Annotated in this window: 16 protein-coding genes; 8 read left to right on the forward strand and 8 right to left on the reverse strand. The window is 36.9% G+C overall.

Annotated elements, in window-relative coordinates:
- Positions 1-139 precede the first annotated feature (139 nt).
- The gene (locus tag NKMY2_RS01345) at positions 140-1,003 is read left to right on the forward strand and encodes a sugar phosphate nucleotidyltransferase (RefSeq protein ID WP_042683790.1); all 864 of its coding nucleotides are present in this window, start codon (positions 140-142) and stop codon (positions 1,001-1,003) included.
- Positions 1,004-1,060: 57 nt separating this feature from the next.
- Here the strand turns inward: NKMY2_RS01345 and NKMY2_RS01350 are convergent, their stop codons facing one another.
- Positions 1,061-2,101 carry a class I SAM-dependent methyltransferase gene (locus NKMY2_RS01350; RefSeq protein ID WP_042683791.1) on the reverse strand — a complete coding sequence of 347 codons (1,041 nt, stop codon included), beginning with the start codon at positions 2,099-2,101 and terminating at the stop codon, positions 1,061-1,063.
- Positions 2,102-2,180: 79 nt separating this feature from the next.
- The gene (locus tag NKMY2_RS10150; protein ID WP_177316492.1) at positions 2,181-2,951 is read right to left on the reverse strand and encodes an FkbM family methyltransferase; all 771 of its coding nucleotides are present in this window, start codon (positions 2,949-2,951) and stop codon (positions 2,181-2,183) included.
- 343 nt (positions 2,952-3,294) lie between these two features.
- On the opposite strand from NKMY2_RS10150, the gene NKMY2_RS10155 reads away from it, so the two are divergent.
- The gene (locus NKMY2_RS10155) at positions 3,295-4,932 is read left to right on the forward strand and encodes a glucosamine inositolphosphorylceramide transferase family protein (RefSeq protein WP_052347446.1); all 1,638 of its coding nucleotides are present in this window, start codon (positions 3,295-3,297) and stop codon (positions 4,930-4,932) included.
- Between the two features lie 35 nt (positions 4,933-4,967).
- Here NKMY2_RS10155 and NKMY2_RS01365 read toward each other — a convergent pair whose 3' ends face one another.
- The gene (locus tag NKMY2_RS01365; RefSeq protein ID WP_157832413.1) at positions 4,968-5,699 is read right to left on the reverse strand and encodes a class I SAM-dependent methyltransferase; all 732 of its coding nucleotides are present in this window, start codon (positions 5,697-5,699) and stop codon (positions 4,968-4,970) included.
- A gap of 268 nt (positions 5,700-5,967) precedes the next feature.
- On the opposite strand from NKMY2_RS01365, the gene NKMY2_RS01370 reads away from it, so the two are divergent.
- Complete coding sequence (locus tag NKMY2_RS01370; RefSeq protein ID WP_042683793.1) at positions 5,968-7,029, forward strand: glycosyltransferase family 4 protein; 1,062 nt, start codon at positions 5,968-5,970, stop codon at positions 7,027-7,029.
- 10 nt (positions 7,030-7,039) lie between these two features.
- On the opposite strand, the gene NKMY2_RS01375 is transcribed toward NKMY2_RS01370, so the two are convergent.
- Both NKMY2_RS01375 and NKMY2_RS01380 read right to left on the reverse strand, forming a co-directional pair.
- A complete protein-coding gene (locus tag NKMY2_RS01375; RefSeq protein ID WP_042683885.1) occupies positions 7,040-8,254 on the reverse strand; it encodes an asparagine synthase-related protein in 1,215 nt (404 codons plus the stop codon).
- Complete coding sequence (locus NKMY2_RS01380) at positions 8,241-9,632, reverse strand: nucleotide sugar dehydrogenase (RefSeq protein WP_238549732.1); 1,392 nt, start codon at positions 9,630-9,632, stop codon at positions 8,241-8,243. The genes NKMY2_RS01375 and NKMY2_RS01380 overlap by 14 nt, the downstream gene beginning before the upstream one ends.
- Before the next feature lie 108 nt (positions 9,633-9,740).
- Here NKMY2_RS01380 and NKMY2_RS01385 point away from each other — a divergent pair, with 108 nt between their 5' ends.
- Entirely contained in the window at positions 9,741-10,643 is a 903-nt protein-coding gene (locus NKMY2_RS01385; RefSeq protein ID WP_042683794.1) for an NAD-dependent epimerase/dehydratase family protein, read from the forward strand.
- Here the strand turns inward: NKMY2_RS01385 and NKMY2_RS01390 are convergent, their stop codons facing one another.
- Together NKMY2_RS01390 and tes are read right to left on the reverse strand one after the other, a co-directional pair.
- On the reverse strand, positions 10,644-11,588 hold the full coding sequence (locus NKMY2_RS01390; protein ID WP_042683796.1) for a glycosyltransferase family 4 protein: 945 nt from the start codon (positions 11,586-11,588) through the stop codon (positions 10,644-10,646).
- A gap of 47 nt (positions 11,589-11,635) precedes the next feature.
- Positions 11,636-13,300: a tetraether lipid synthase Tes gene (tes, locus tag NKMY2_RS01395; protein ID WP_177316493.1), complete on the reverse strand. Its 1,665-nt coding sequence runs from the start codon at positions 13,298-13,300 to the stop codon at positions 11,636-11,638.
- Positions 13,301-13,412: 112 nt separating this feature from the next.
- Here tes and NKMY2_RS01400 point away from each other — a divergent pair, with 112 nt between their 5' ends.
- The 4 genes from NKMY2_RS01400 to NKMY2_RS01415 all read left to right on the forward strand — a co-directional run bounded on the left by NKMY2_RS01400 (position 13,413) and on the right by NKMY2_RS01415 (position 15,388).
- Positions 13,413-14,183, forward strand: a complete 771-nt coding sequence (locus NKMY2_RS01400) for a TrmB family transcriptional regulator (RefSeq protein WP_042683797.1) — start codon at positions 13,413-13,415, stop codon at positions 14,181-14,183.
- Positions 14,183-14,629, forward strand: coding sequence for a metal-dependent transcriptional regulator (locus NKMY2_RS01405; RefSeq protein ID WP_042683798.1), 447 nt, complete (start codon positions 14,183-14,185; stop codon positions 14,627-14,629). The genes NKMY2_RS01400 and NKMY2_RS01405 overlap by 1 nt, the downstream gene beginning before the upstream one ends.
- Before the next feature lie 79 nt (positions 14,630-14,708).
- Positions 14,709-14,945, forward strand: coding sequence for an AbrB/MazE/SpoVT family DNA-binding domain-containing protein (locus NKMY2_RS01410; RefSeq protein ID WP_052347447.1), 237 nt, complete (start codon positions 14,709-14,711; stop codon positions 14,943-14,945).
- Entirely contained in the window at positions 14,936-15,388 is a 453-nt protein-coding gene (locus tag NKMY2_RS01415) for a type II toxin-antitoxin system VapC family toxin (RefSeq protein ID WP_042683800.1), read from the forward strand. The genes NKMY2_RS01410 and NKMY2_RS01415 overlap by 10 nt, the downstream gene beginning before the upstream one ends.
- 115 nt (positions 15,389-15,503) lie before the next feature.
- Here NKMY2_RS01415 and NKMY2_RS01420 read toward each other — a convergent pair whose 3' ends face one another.
- Positions 15,504-15,773, reverse strand: coding sequence for an AbrB/MazE/SpoVT family DNA-binding domain-containing protein (locus NKMY2_RS01420; protein ID WP_042683801.1), 270 nt, complete (start codon positions 15,771-15,773; stop codon positions 15,504-15,506).
- Between the last annotated feature and the right edge of the window lie 26 nt (positions 15,774-15,799).

Consider the following 15,799-nt stretch of genomic DNA (forward strand, 5'->3'; position numbering starts at 1 on the left):
CTTTTTAAAAGTCATTTTAATTTCTGTCAAGTTAACAAAATGACAGATTATTTCAAGCACAGATTAGTTTTGAAAAGCCTTGATGCATACACATTATTTTTACTATTCATTTTTATAGTAAATATTAAGAGACATATTCGTGGTTGATACTGCAGTCATACCAGTTGCAGGTCTAGGGACCAGATTGCTTACATTGACAAAAGATAATCCCAAGGAGATGGTACCAGTTTTTACAAAATCATTCAATGAGCTTGTTTTGAGACCTTTAATTGAGCACATATTTTTGCATTTGTTTGATTCTGGGATAAAGAATTTTTTCTTTATAGTTGGGAAAAAAAAGCGTTCAATTGAAGACCATTTCACTCCAGAAAGAAATTATCAGGAATATTTGAAAAAAAAAGATCTTAATTATCGGGATTTATTGGAAGACTTTTACAAGAAAATTGAAAAGTCGAACATTGTTTGGATTAATCAGAATTCTCCAAGAGGATTTGGCGCGGCCATTTTAAATGCTAAAGAGATTGTGGGTTCTAAACCGTTTTTGGTTCATGCTGGAGACGCATATGTCAGAGGCAATTCCAAACACATCTTGAAATTGATTAAAGCATATGAACGAAATCAGTCGGACATAATTTTTTATTTGAAAGCAATTCAAAACCCGCGAGCTTATGGAGTTGCAGAGGTATCAAAGATCAATAGAGAGGTTTTTCAGGTGCATCGAGTTGAAGAAAAACCAAAACGACCAAAAAGCAATCTTGCCATTATGCCGATCTATGTATTTAATTCCAAAATTTTTGATGCACTCTTAAAAATAAAACCCGGTTTTGGTAATGAGCTACAACTTACTGACGCGATCCAAAAAATAATAGACTTGGGCGGAAATGTAAGAGCAATGAAGTTCAACAAGATGGATGATTGTATAGATATTGGAACTCCTGAAAATTATTATCATGCGCTGTCAATTTCCTATGCCGACAGTAAGAAGAACAGACAAACAATTTAACACCTAATCGGTTTACAAGACCAAGAAAATCAAAATTTTGAGAAATACACAGATAGGTTATTTTTTGCCATTAACGCTTATTCCACTTTCAACTTCCTTAAAATGAGTTATTGACACGTTGATATCTTTGAACCATTTACGTACCTCATCTGGCGTATGTCTATAGGCAAATTTTGGATAATACCAATCATAATTTACGCCGATGCTCCGTTGCAAGTCGTCATCTTCTGCCCAAAAACATTTGAGAAAATACCAGTAGATGAATCGTTGAACATCATATGTTCCAGCTTTTATTTGTAGAATTGGAATATCGCGCGGTATTGTTATCTTCTTTTTTAGTTTGGAGAGCGCTTTGCCAAGATAAGCCATATCTTTTGAGAACTCCATGCATTCGTTTTCTGTCATGTTAGTTGTGAATTGTCGTATGTAATCATCAGCAAATTCCCTCATTGGTGCTTTTTTATTGTAGACATATATTGAAATCAGTCCATTTTTTTGTAGAAATTTTGTCAAATATTTGAACGATGTTTCGGTATCTTTTGTGTGATGTAAGACTTGGTCTGAGCAGACAAAATCAAAAAATTGTTTTTTGAAGGGGAGCTTACGCAAGTCTGCTTGGATGAAGTGAATATTGCTTGTTGCTCCATATTTTTTGTAGGCAAATTCTATACTCATGCTTGCGTCAATTGCGAAAACTTGCGCGTCTGGATTTGACGAAAACAGTTTAGCACTGTTGCCTATACCAGTACCAGCATCAAGAATCTTGGTTCGAGTTTTCAGAAATTTATTCAAATTTTGAGTATTTTTCCATCCAAATCTATCTAAAAACCAATTTCTCTGATAGAGAAACCATTTTTTATCATGGTATGATTTGTTGAATTTTTTCCATTTGGACGAGAATGCATCTTCTGTCTTAACAAAGCCGTCAGTTTTATCAACGACAAATCGAGGTATGCCCCTAATAATGTTAAATTTATGACCTTTAGGACACGTGAGTTTTCCATCTATTACTTCATCCTTCTTTGTAGTCTTAGATTTAAGCGTAAGATCTTTACCGCATTCCGGACATATGACGTAATTTACTAAAATGCTTTTCAATTCAAATTAACCCCCTGAGTAACTAAATAAAAATTAATTGCAAGTCAAACGGGATTAGCTTTAAGCTCATCACTGCAACCTAATGTAGGCGTTTCTTCGCAAGAAGATGGCCTTGAAATGTTTTTTGTGGTGTATACATAGAATTTAATATTGAAACCTTGAATCCGTATGATTCAAGCCGTTTTTTAATGTCCAAACAGCCAGAATGGAATTCTATTAGTATTGCATCAAATTTTTTAATAGTTTTATCAGATGACAAGTTTATAACATCATATTCGCATCCCTCACAGTCCATTTTTAAAATCAATCCATTTTCATCATATTTAGACAATATTTCATCCAGAGTAGTTACTGGAATAGATACTCCACCATCATCGAGTGGGATCTGAAATGTTTCACCACTTTGTTCGTAATTAATTTTGATAGTTCCTGATCTACCACCAAGGGCTGAGTTTATGATTTGTATTTTTCCCGCCATGTTATTATATGCTATATTTTTTGAGGCATATTCGAAAAACTTAGGTTGCGGTTCAAGCATAATAGTTTCTTTTGCGCCCAGTGTAGCAAAAAGTAATGAACTGTCACCGATATTTCCGCCCACATCAATTACCACTTTATCTTTTACTGGAAGTTTCGAGTAGATATCCTCTGTAAAGATTTCTACATCCAACGTATCATAATAAAAAAATGATAATTTTTTCCCATGAGAATTAATGATCATAACATCATTATCAAAATCGATTACATTTTCTAGACGTTTAAGAATAATCGAAAGATGCGATTTATGTTTTACAGAAATTTTATTTCCATTTTTTGTCACTATCGTGAAAGGGAATGATTTTTCCTTCATTTTTTTAATGGTGTTCACGGGGTTTTTAAAATTAGAAAAAATATGCATAAGCGCATTAATATAAAATAGATACCGACGAATTTTGTAAAAATAAATTGAATAAAGTTTACTTTTTAGAATTAAAGTTGTGTTCATGTTAGTTTCTTTCAATATCAGAAATCAAGATGTACTCAATTTAAGGATTTGAGCGTTCTTGAAGTTGTTGATGAAAATGCTTAGTTCCGGTAAATCCAAATTTATACATGAAATACGTTGTATATCGATAATGTATTTTAGATAATGAATTTGCAGTATTGATAAATTATACTATATTAAATAAGGCGTTCAAGACTTAATCAAAATCATGGTTGAGGTTGAAAAAATCAAAATCGGTTTAATTTTGAATTCATATAATGTACCACTATGGGTCTATCTTCTAATAAAAAAATTAAAAAATTCTGATTTTATCATAATATCAACCGTAATTCAAAGTTCAACATTTTCTTTAGATAAAATAGCCAGAGATGGTTCCTCACAAAGACGTTGTATGAGAAATTGGCTCTTTGACATCTACACGTCATATGAGAAAAAGAGAACAGGTCTGAACATGGATTTGACACAAACAAGAGATTGTCAAGATATTGTAAATGATAAAAAAAGAGATGAACCTAATAATGCAGTACATTCTAGTTCTTCCAGTATTTTTGATATTGATGAGATCAAGAATCACAAATTGGATGTTATCATCAACTTGTCGGAAAACGAGTTGCCAAAAGAGATTCTAGGTACAGCCAAATTCGGAATTTGGTCATACAGATGTATCAATGATTCATCTAAGACTGATCATTCAGGTTTTTGGGAGGTTTATGAAGGAAAGCCCGTATCATGCACGGTCTTAGAGATATTAAACAATGGTAAAAAAATCACAGATTCTTCTTTTTGGGCTACCGATCCCCTATATTTTTTAAAAAATAGGGCAGCCGAACATTGGAAGAGAACGATAATAATTCCCAGAAAATTAAAAGAATTACATGCACATGGCAAAAATTCAATAGAGTTCAATGAAAAAAACGATTTACTGAACTTGCGTAGCAACAGATCGTGCCAGATGCCGGCAAGTAGTCAAATTGTAAAACTGTTCTTGAGAAATATTCTAAGATATGCAAGAATTAAGAAGAAATTTCGCCATAAAATTGAACAGTGGTGTCTTTTATTTTATCTGAGTGTAGAGGATCGAAGATCACAGAAGGGATTCCAGAAGATCATTCCTCCCAACGATAGACTATATGCAGATCCCTTTGTCATAAAAGAGAAGAGTACGTATTTTGTTTTTATTGAGGAATTTCTGTACAGCCAGAAAAAAGGTCATATTTCTTATTTTGAAATTGATGAATGCGGCAACTATACTCAACCTAAAAAAGTATTAGAATGTCCATATCACTTGTCATATCCATTTGTTTTTAAATTTAGGAATGAGTATTACATGATTCCTGAAAGTTCTGGGCACAAAACAATTGATCTATACAAATGCGCCAGATTTCCGGATAAATGGGAGTTTGTTAAAACACTTTTGAATGACATTGTAGGTTTGGATAGTACCATTCTAGAAAGGGATGGAAGATGGTGGTTATTCACATCGATACCCGAAGAAAATGAATCACCTAATGATGTGTTATCCGTTTTTTATTCTGATGATCTTCTAGATGGAGAATGGATGCCACATCCAAAAAATCCCATAGTTTCGGATGTAAGAAAGGCAAGGTCAGCTGGAAGACTGTTCTACATGGATGGCAATCTGTATAGGCCATCCCAAGATTGTTCAGGCGGCTATGGTAGAGGAATTAAGTTTAATTTAATAAAAAAACTAGATGAAAAAAAATATGAGGAAATCACATTTGGCTCCATATATCCAGATCGTGACGAAAACATCGAAGGAATTCACACTTATTCAAAAGATGGCGGTCTTACAATTTTCGATTACAAGGTTTTAAAAGATATTTGATATCTCATTATAACACTGAATTAGAGATTTGATTGTTATGTTTTGTCAGAATTTTTCATTATTTTAAAATAATATTGTATTGGAAAAACTCTACCTAGAATTCTTCTACTTTTAAAATACTTACTCATGAAGACTCCATATGCTGTAAAAAATAATGGTTCATTTTTTATTTCAACAATACTATAACCATGAAGCTTGAACAACGCTATCCAAGAATTTTTTGTAAAATAGAAAATTTCGTGAAGAAAACTTGGATTATCTCCAAGAGGATGTGAAAAAAGTCTTCTAATTTTAGAAGAGGTTCTGGTGTTGTCCTGCACATGTAACGAGTTATGAGTTTCAGGTATAACCGATGTTGTTTTCTTAGGCAGTATTGAACGCATCAAGTATTTGGGAATGAAAACATAATGCCAAAAATTTGTAAAAATACTCCACCAGTGAGACGGAACTACGTGAATAATTATTCCATCATTTTTCAATACACGATCAATTTCATCAAAGAATTGTTTTTTTTCAGAGACTACGGGGAGTACGTTTGCAGAAAGAACGACATCAAAAGCTTTTGAAGTAAATGGCAGTCGGTTTCTTTCAATTTTTAAAACAGGATAAAATTGCTTTTCCCATGGGTTTATGTCCACACATGTCATGTCATATCCAAGGTTATGCAAAAGCATTGACTTGATCCCATCTCCGCCACCTATTTCTAAAATTTTCAGTTTGGAATTAGGTAGTAATGACACGATTGTTTTAATCTCGTTTTCTTGCAAAAACGATCTCCATTCAATCCAGTTAGACATATTCCATCGTATGATGAGTGAAAATCATTATTTTATTAACATTCTTTATTTACGAATAATGAATAGATTCGGTTTATCCTTTCCATCTAATTTGGTGTTCGGCGTTCAGTATTGACATAATAATTGAGTTAGTTTTAACCACAGGATGTTAAATACGAACAACTAGACAAAAAAGGTATTCAATTGAATTGCAGCAATATATTATTGTAGAAAATTATAGGTATTTGGGATAATAGAAATGAAATTACTTATTGCCGGGGCAAAATCAAAATTTTTCCACCTCAAGGAATTTGGAGATGCATTAACCAAGTTTGGAGTGGAATACAAGCTTGTTCATGACCTTGACATCTACACAGGTTTTCCAAGTAAAGATATCAGTAAATGGTTTCAAAGCAAAAAAAAATTCAACGCGCTTGTTAGGGATTTCAAGCCTGACGCTGTGTTTATTGACAGGCAGGCTCATTTCGGATTGGCAACTGTAGACGCAAAAATTCCATTATTCGTTTTGTTAAGAGGTGATTATTGGTCTGAGATGAAATGGGCAAAAGAAACGTTATACAAATCGCCAATAAAACGCGCAGCATTATTCTGGAAGCAGAGAATTGCAGAAAAATGTTTTAATGACGCATCTGCAATTTTGCCAATTTGCAAATACCTCGAGCCCATAGTAAAAGAGCATTATCCAAAAAAATCAGTTGAAGTCTTGTATGGTGGAATCGATGCTTCGAAATGGTATCCAGTTGAAGGAATGGAGCTAAAGCATCCATGTGTAGGACTGTTGCAAGGAGCTTGGATTTGGGGAAAAACAAAGGAAATCCTCACACTAACGAAGGTAATTGAGTCAATGCCTGACGTCACTTTTTATTGGGCAGGCGACGGTCCCTACAGACAAAAGATTACTGAGACTCTTGGTAAATACGATAATTTCAAGTGGCTTGGCGCCTTAGAGTACCCAGATAAAGTAAGGCAGTATCTTGCAGCACTGGACGTATATGCATTAGCAAGTGGGATAGATATGTCGCCTTTGACATTACAGGAGGCTCAGCTCATGAAAAAACCAGTCATAGCTACCAATGCTGGCGGGATTCCGGAATTGATGGTTGATAATGAAACTGGGTTTTTGGTAGAGAGAGGAGATCATGAAGATTGGATTAAGAAATTGACTTTGTTGATAAACGATAAAAAGTTGGCAGAGAAAATGGGAAATTCTGGCAGGAAATTTGTTGAGGACAATTTCAGTTGGGAAAGAATGGCAAAGGGGTTTCTCAAGATAGTTCAAGAATATATCGATAAAAGATAACTCTAGGAAATCAGGCCAGAGTGATAGTTGGTTTCATTTCTTTTGTAATAAACAGCCTGTACCAAACTTCTAGTGCCAGCAGTCCCAAGAATTTGTTGACATATCTGATATCAAGATCATTTTTACGAAAATGCTTGTGAATCCAGTCTTTGCTTATCCATTTATCCTGTATGATTCTTGCATCAGACAGATAATAGCTGCATAGATCATAGCCGTGCGATTTCCATAAATTAATAGTGTTTACCGTGAATCCCTGTTTTTTCTTTATCAGCATCTTTTCAAGCGAGTATTTTTGTAGAATTTGTCTAAGAATTAGTTTACCGATATTTCTTTTTTGGTCGTATTTTAGATTGACTGGAATATGAGTTGCAAACGAAATCATATTCTTAGATAGAATTGGGGTTACTGGTTTTACCTCAAAATGTCTGTGAAATGCAGTGTTTAGTGGAATCCAATTGTATAGTAATTTGCCGTTAAAGTCAGCCAGAAACACCTGTGAGAGTGGATGTAATGAGTTGTCAAAATATGGCAACAACTTGCTGTGAATTTCCTTCCACGAAAAAGATGCTCTAGATCCAAATAGGTCTTTCTGATCAAGTACCCAATCTCTTTCATGACATTGCAGGTATGCTTTGACCTTTACAAGTGGGGAAGAGTTCTTTTTTGTCAGTGAAAGAAATTTCTCGTATCTGAATGTGTATCCTCCAAACAACTCATCACCACCGTCACCGGATACAAGGAATTTGGATAGAGTTTTTGCTTTTTTTACAATATGGTACCAGTGTAGATCCCAAAATGGTTGTTTGATTATATTAATAGCTGCAGGAAGTTCTGCCAAGTAATTTTCAATGTACAACACATGGTGATCCACATCAAACTTTTGCGCAATTTTTGCAGCATGTTTTGATTCATCTATACTTTCTGCAAATTTTACAGATATCGTACTAACTGGGATTGCCGGATATGTTTTCTTTAAGAGTGTTAAAACGAGAGTAGAGTCAACACCACTACTCAGGGCAACTGCTACTTTTGCCTTGGAATTTTTTATTGAATTTTCTATGTTTGACTTTATAGAACGTTCAACAAAATCAACCGGATTTGAAATTGATTTTTCTACAAAGTCTTTCCAAGTTTTTTTTGGAATTAGTGACTTTTTTGTTGGGTTGTATCTGAGTGTAAGTATGTTTTTTATCGTTTGTTGAGGTATGGTTTTAGATCTTACCACGCCCAATTCCTCTAAATATCAGCCCTGCTTTTTTGGCGGAACGCATGTCAATTACACCTCTTGTGTCCACCACCACAGGGGTTTTCATTTTTGATACTAAAAGTGTAGGATCAATGTCTTTGAATTCATTGTGTGCAGTCACTATTATCACCGCGTCAGCACCAGATAACGCATCAAACATATTTTCTTCTGTTTTATGAGAAAATATTTCAACTGACTTGTAGAATGGATCGTAGATCTTGATTTTGGCTTCCAACTGGGTTAACTTTTTAATTATTTCTTCAACTGGCGCAAGTTGTATATCACGCACATTTGGCTTGTAAGACGCTCCAAGTATTGCAACGGTACTGTTTTTGACAGATTTGCCGATTTCGTTTAATGCATCAATTAATAGCTCGACTGTATGGTATGGCATGTGTTCATTGATTTCCCTTGCTGCTTCAATTATTCTCAAAACTCCATCATCCAATCTCCTTGCAGAGTTTAGAAGCTGGTACGAATTGACAGGCAGGCAAGGGCCACCAACTCCTGCACCAGGATAATGAATTTGAAAGTTGTATTTTTTGTCGCATGCTTCAAGGACTTTAAGCGTATCAATACCAATTTTTTCAAACAGCATTGCAAGCTCATTGACAAATGCAATGTTTATGTCACGAAATACATTTGCAGTAAGTTTTGCCGCATTTGCAGTTTTGCAGTCAGGCATATGAAGTATTTCGACACCAAAAACATGCTTGTAAATTTTTGAGACCATATTAGTTGTCCTTTCATCAGTACCTCCTGCAAGCCTAGGCAGCTTTCTAAAATCACTCAGTATTTCACCAGGGTTTGCGGTTTCTGGACAAACAGCAATTCCAAAATCAACGCCAGCCTTGCGGTTTTTTTCGTTTCCCTCTATGATTGAAATCATATCATTTTCAATAAAGCCAGGTTCTATGGTACTTTCTACCACAACAAGTGATCCCGGTGTCAATAATTTGTTAAGACTTTTCCCAACGGATATCAATGCAGAATAATTTGGAACATAATTTTCATCCATTGGAGTAGGTAATGATAATAATATAACATCGCTTTTTGGAACTGCTTCCTCTATATTGGTAGTTGCATAGAATTTTTTGTTAGCAATCACTTTATCAAATATTTTATCAAATTCAGGTTCATCTTTTAATGGATATTCTCCCCTGCTTATCATTTCTACAAGTTTTGTGTTTATGTCAACTCCTATGGTTTGCAGTCCAGCGTTGGCAAACGATAGTGCGGTTGGGAGTCCAATTCTGCCAATTCCTACAACACAAATTGTAACTTGCCCAGATTTTAGATATTTCTCAAGGGAGTCTAGATCCATGTTCATTACTTTCAAAGTTTCTGATTTGCTCATATTTCATCTTCTGTTAGAGTTATTGTTGTGTTGCCTTTTTCATACCATATTTACTTTTGTCTAAACACATGCTCAAAACTTAAAGATACGTCAGCGTCATCATGCGTTATGAATGTCGTAGTCACCGGTGGAGCTGGTTTTATTGGAAGTTATTTAGTAAAACAGCTTGTAAAATTTAATCACAGTGTTGTGGTAGTTGATAGTTTGTACAGAGGTAAGATGGATAACCTTTCACCTGTTCTTGACAAAATAAAATTCCGTCAACTCGACATTCGTAATATTGATGAGTTAAGAGATATTCTAAAAAAATCCGATGGGGTATTCCATGAAGCAGCGCTTACCGATGTTCAAGAGTCATTTACAAAGCAAAAAGAGTATCATGATGTAAATGTGATTGGCACTGAAAATATTTTCAAACTGGCAAGCGAGTTTGGCTTCAAAGTAGTATATGCTAGCAGTTCCAGTGTTTATGGTGATCCAGATATGATTCCAATCAACGAAAATAGTGAACGAAAGCCAATCAATCCTTACGGGCAAACAAAATTGGATGATGAGTTTCTGGCTGAAAAATACTCAAAGATGGGTGTTTCGATTATAGGTTTGCGTTACTTTAACGTGTATGGAAAAGGACAGACTGGATCTTATGCAGGAGTAATTACCAAATTTATCAACAATCTAAGAGAGAGAAAACCTCCAGTAATTTTTGGAGACGGCACACAGATCAGAGACTTTGTGTATGCAGAAGATGTAGCACTAGCTAATATCGCCGCAATGCAGAGTGATGTCAAAAATGGTTTTTTTAATGTTGGAACGGGAATTACAACTTCGGTCAAAAAACTTGCTCAGACTCTCATAGACATATCAGGACTGTCACTCGAACCAGAATATCAAAAACCGCTAGAAGGAGACGTGCGTGTAAGTCAAGCGGACATCACATTAACAAAAAAAATGCTAAACTGGGAATACAAAATGAATCTAGAAGAAGGGCTGAGAAAATTTTTTCCACTGTAACTAGACTAATTTTTCGTAGAACTCCACGTACTTAGGCAACAAAACATCCCATGTCAGATTTTTAATTACAAAATCATATGCAGAATTTGTTAGTTTTTCTATTTTTTCTTGGTTCACTAACAAATTGTTTATCGCATCAAGTAATTTGTCTTGGTCATTTGGAGGAATGAGAATTCCCGTTTCGTCATTTTTTATCACTTCTGGAATATCTCCAACGCTTGTAGCAATGACCGGTATTTTGAGATATGATGCTTCCTTGATTGTCTGCGGCAAGCTTTCCATTCTTGACGGAACAACTAAAACTGTAGATTCCTTGAGGACAGTCATTGCATCCTTCCATGGAATGTTAGTGCAATAGACTACAGTTCCATTAATTTTGGGCTCAATTTTTCTTAGAATGTCGATTCCCTTTTCAAAGCTGTCTCTGCCAATATAGACAATTTGGTTTGTTTTCTTTTTAACGTCAGGAATTTCTTTGAATTTGGCAATATCAAGTGGTGCCGGAAGATAAACAAAGTCGAGTCCTAGTTTTTCCTTGTAAATTCTTTGGACTAGTTTGGAATCCGTTGTAAGAACATCAGCAAACTTGAGCACTTGGGATTCTGCCAGATTCACCATTTCACTGGTTACAGTAGAATGTATTGTCTTGACCTGTTCAGAATATACTCCATGAACGGAAAGAACTTTTTTCTTTGCTTTTACAAATTTCATAACAAAAGCAGAAGGAATGTTCCATGCATGAACGACATCATATTTTTCTGTGTCAAACAATGCTTTCATTGCACCAAAAAGAGCAAAGCTTGGATTTTTGATGTTTTTTATTGGTATGTGTGGAACATGCATCAGTTTAACGTCATAGCCGTGTTCTCTGAGCTTTTCTGCAACCCGAAACGCGTGTCCCCCAATTCCCCCATCATATCGAGGAGAAATGAAAAGAATTTTCAATGATGAAAAATTGTTTTTTAGACCTAATAAGGTCTCGGATTAAATTTTTACTGTACGGCTTGGGATGCTTCGTGCATCATCTGGCTTTTTGCACAGCCTGCTGCAAGCTCGTCGCCTGCTCCTCTTCTCATCAGTCCCCTGTACAGGCCGTCTTCGAGTTTGACTCCTTCTCTTTCTTCCCATTCTTCCACGGTGATAGAGTATTTCTTTTGGATTCTGTCTCTGTACCACTCTGGAATTACATTGAATGCACAGAATGGAACGATTCTAAGGTCTGGTGTCAGATAATGAATATCGCATCTTTGGAGTCTTTCTAGGTCTTCGTTGTATTTGTCTTGGAAGTGCATCATACCGAGGAACAGTCCCTTTACGTGCCATGATCCTACAGAGTCAAAGGATCTTTTCATCAGAATGCTTCCAAACATCTTTGCCAAGTCCAGTCCTGCTGGCTGCTTCTTTTTATCAACAAAGCTTGAGAGTTTTCTTACCACTTCTAGCATGGTAAAGTACTTGTTCTTGCCTGAGCGGATTTCCTCTGCCTTGTCCTCAAATAGTTCCAGCATTCCTTGAATGTCGCAGAATCTTGGGAGTGGGACGAATTTCTTTGTCTCTTCGTCTTCAAAGACATATGTTCCCGCACCGCAGGCAAAGTGAATTGAAAGTTCGTATTTTGGCTTGCTTGAGAATGCCTCAATTACGTTTGTTAGTGGCATGCAACTTGGGACTGGGAACCAGTCATCTACTGTAACCTGACCCTGGGTCTGTTCTTCGATTCGTTGTATGCAGTCTGGAATTGTGATTCTGTATTTCTCGCGCTCAGACTTGCCCATTCTGCCAGTCAATGAAACTGGCTGGAAGTTTACTGCGTGAACTACGTCCATGTTCTTTTGTGCATATCTGATAATTCCGCCTAGTTCATGATCGTTAATTGATTTGATTACTGTTGGGACAAATACTACTGTTGTTCCTGTCTTTCTGCAGCTATCTAGCGCATACGGGATTTCCCAGTGGTTCTTTGGGTTTGTTCTTGCCGTGACACCATCAAAGCTCAGATACAGGTTGTTGCATCCTGCAAGTCTTACCTCACGTGCTGCTTCTGGATCCATTGCATGTCTGATTCCGTTTGTGTTCATCTGGACGTGCTGGACGCCTTCCTCTTTCATGATTTTGATTATATCAGCAATATCGTCTCTTAGCATCGGTTCGCCGCCGGTAATTTGAATAGAGTTTCCTGGAATTGGTCTCTCTGATCTTAGCGTCTTCATCATTCCACGTACTTGGTCGTGTGATGGTTCGTACATGTATGCGCCTTCAAGGCCTTTCTTTACGTAAAAGAAGCAGTACCAGCATGTCAGGTCGCATCTGTTTGTAACTATCATGTTGGCCAGACCGCTGTGTGAAAGGTGGTTTGAGCACAATCCACAGTTGTTTGGACATGAGCATTTGTCAATCATTACGTTTGGGGCATGTGCGCCTTTGCCGTCTGCCCAATAAGTGCTAAATTTCTTGTACATGTCATAAGAGCCAAAATAGAGTTCCTCGCATTCACCGTGTGTAGGACATGTCTTTGTCATGAATACACGTCCGTCTCGCTCAAAGACTTCGGCATCCAGAATCATGTTGCAGTCTGGGCAGATGCTTTGGGTAAACCTAATTGTAGATTTTTTGCCTACTTGCTTGCTTGACTGCCTGGATAGCTGAATTAGCGACATTCAAAATCAAGTCTTCTGATATGGTATTTAACGTATTTCACACTAGCCCCCGTGTGATTTAGTAGATACAGGCGTTAGGTGTTTAAATACTGAAAAAATAGGACTAGATCGGATGAGCATATCTGACAATACAAAAAAGTCACTAGAGAAAATAGGCTTGACAAGTTATGAGATAAGGACGTACTCGTCACTTCTCAAGACAGGCGAGCTAACAGCATCCGATCTGAGTCAAAAGTCAGGCGTGCCTTATTCAAAAATATACGAGGTGCTAGGATCGCTAGAGGAAAAGGGATGGATTGGATCGGATGATTCAAGACCGACAAAATATTTCGCAAAATCCCCAGCAACTGCACTAGAGGTGACAAAACAAAAGGCAGAATCAGAGTTTAAGCAAAATGAAAACATCGTTCTAAGGGAACTGGTCCCAATGTATGAGAAAAGCGGGGTCAGCGAAAGGCCAGACATATGGGTATTATCTGGAATAATGAACATCGCATCAAAGATACTAGAAATGGTAGAAATGTGCAGAAATGAGGTGTTAATAGCGCTGCCAAAGGCAAACGAGGAGCTGGTAAAGCAGGCGCTTCCAAAGCTGAGGCAGCTCCACGACAAGGGCGTGGTTATTACAATTTTGATGTCAAGTGAGATGGACAAGGAGTCATTAAAGGCCCTAAAAAGAGTCGCCAGCATCAAGGTAAAGAAAGGGTTGTTCGGAGGCGGCATAATCTCAGACAAGCGGTATGTCGTGATACTGTTTGGGCAGCTTGCAAACGAGTCTGAAAGTACTGAAGCAGTTGCAATATGGGCAGATCATGCAGGGCTTGCAGGGTTTGCAAGGGAATACTTTGAATATTTGTTAAGAGATGCAAAGGATGTAGAATAATGGACGCAGTAGACGACGAGGTATTGTTTGTTGGAACCGCAGAGGCAGAACATGTGGAGATGTACCTCAAGGCAATATGGCACATCAAGGAAAGAAACGAGCCAGTAAAAATCAGCACGATAGCCAAGATGCTAAACGTGAGGCAGCCAAGCGTAGTTCAGATGCTAAAAAAGCTAAACGGGCAGAATCTTGTCAACTACAACAAGGCAGGAGTCTCACTGACAGAATCAGGAGAGCAGGTTGGCTCTGGCATGATGCGAAACAGCAGGCTTTTGGAGGTATTAATGGACAGTGCACTAAAAGTGGAAATCGACGAAGAAATGGTCTGCGGGATTGAACACCACATGAATCAGCAGTTTACTGACGCGTTATGCACAATGCTAAAGCATCCAAGAAAGTGTCCACACGGTCACGCCATCCCACGCGGTACATGTTGTACTGATTGATTTAGGTAGGATTGTATACATATCAAATCATATTTTGTAATATTTATTAGTAAGGAAATCCTTACTATAGGGTAAGGAAATGTCAGAAATTAGTGTAGGTTCCGTCACCACTAAGGGTCAGATTACGATTCCAAAGGAGATTAGAGAAAAGTTGAATCTAAAAGAGGGCGACAGAGTAATTTTTGTTATTGAAGGCGGACAGGCAACAATAAGAAAGGCTTCAAGTGAAAAGTTCTCTGAAATTCTACGCAGGCAGAAACCATGGCAAGAACACAGTGTCAAGTTCCAAAAGAGAATACGTAGAGAATGGCAATAAGCGCACTGATTGACACTAACATCATATTGAATGCCAAGAATGTCAACGAGTCATATTCTACATATTCTTTACAGGTATTGGATGCAGTTGAGGACGGTCTCATACAAGGAATCATATCTATAATCTCAATTGCAGAATTGTGCACGGGATATTATTCTCAAGGAGATATGAAAGGCAAGGAGGAATTACTTGCTCATTTAATTTCTAACAAGGGCTTTGTAATTGTAGATCTTGACCTAGAGATAGCTGATGCGGCAGCAAAGATCCGTGCAGACACAGGTCTCAGATTGCCTGATTCTATAATAATTGCTGCTGGACTTGCAGAAGGCGCGCAATATTTTGTGACACATGATAAAGAATTAAAGAAAGCCAATCGCTATCTAGAAGTCATATCACCAAAAGAACTATTCAGCAAGATCAGCCATAACAGACAGAAGAGATAGATTCTAAATGACGAGTGAAAAAGCTCTATCTATTACATGTGGACAAAAACACCACAAATCATAGCTATTACAAAAGTTAGGTAAGAAAGCCCACGCTCTCAACTCTAAAGGGGTGTCAGAATTTAGCAAATTCCATAAAGAATTTGGATATCTTGGATTTTCCCCCCTCGCCGCTTTCTATTTCCTTCCAAGCATCATGGATTGATTTTAGTGTCTTAATATCGTCTTGACTCAGTTGTTGGCTTAGTTTTTTTAACACGATCAGACCTTTTTTTTCTATTATCGTAAATACATTCCCATCTTTTATGTCAAGTTTTTTTCTTACCTTGTCTGGTATCACTATTTGTCCTTTGCTTATTATGGTAAACATGACTTCATTTGACATAATATAGGAATGTCTTACCACAAATT

Origin of the sequence: Candidatus Nitrosotenuis chungbukensis (assembly GCF_000685395.1) — an archaeon.
Lineage (GTDB): Archaea > Thermoproteota > Nitrososphaeria > Nitrososphaerales > Nitrosopumilaceae > Nitrosotenuis > Nitrosotenuis chungbukensis.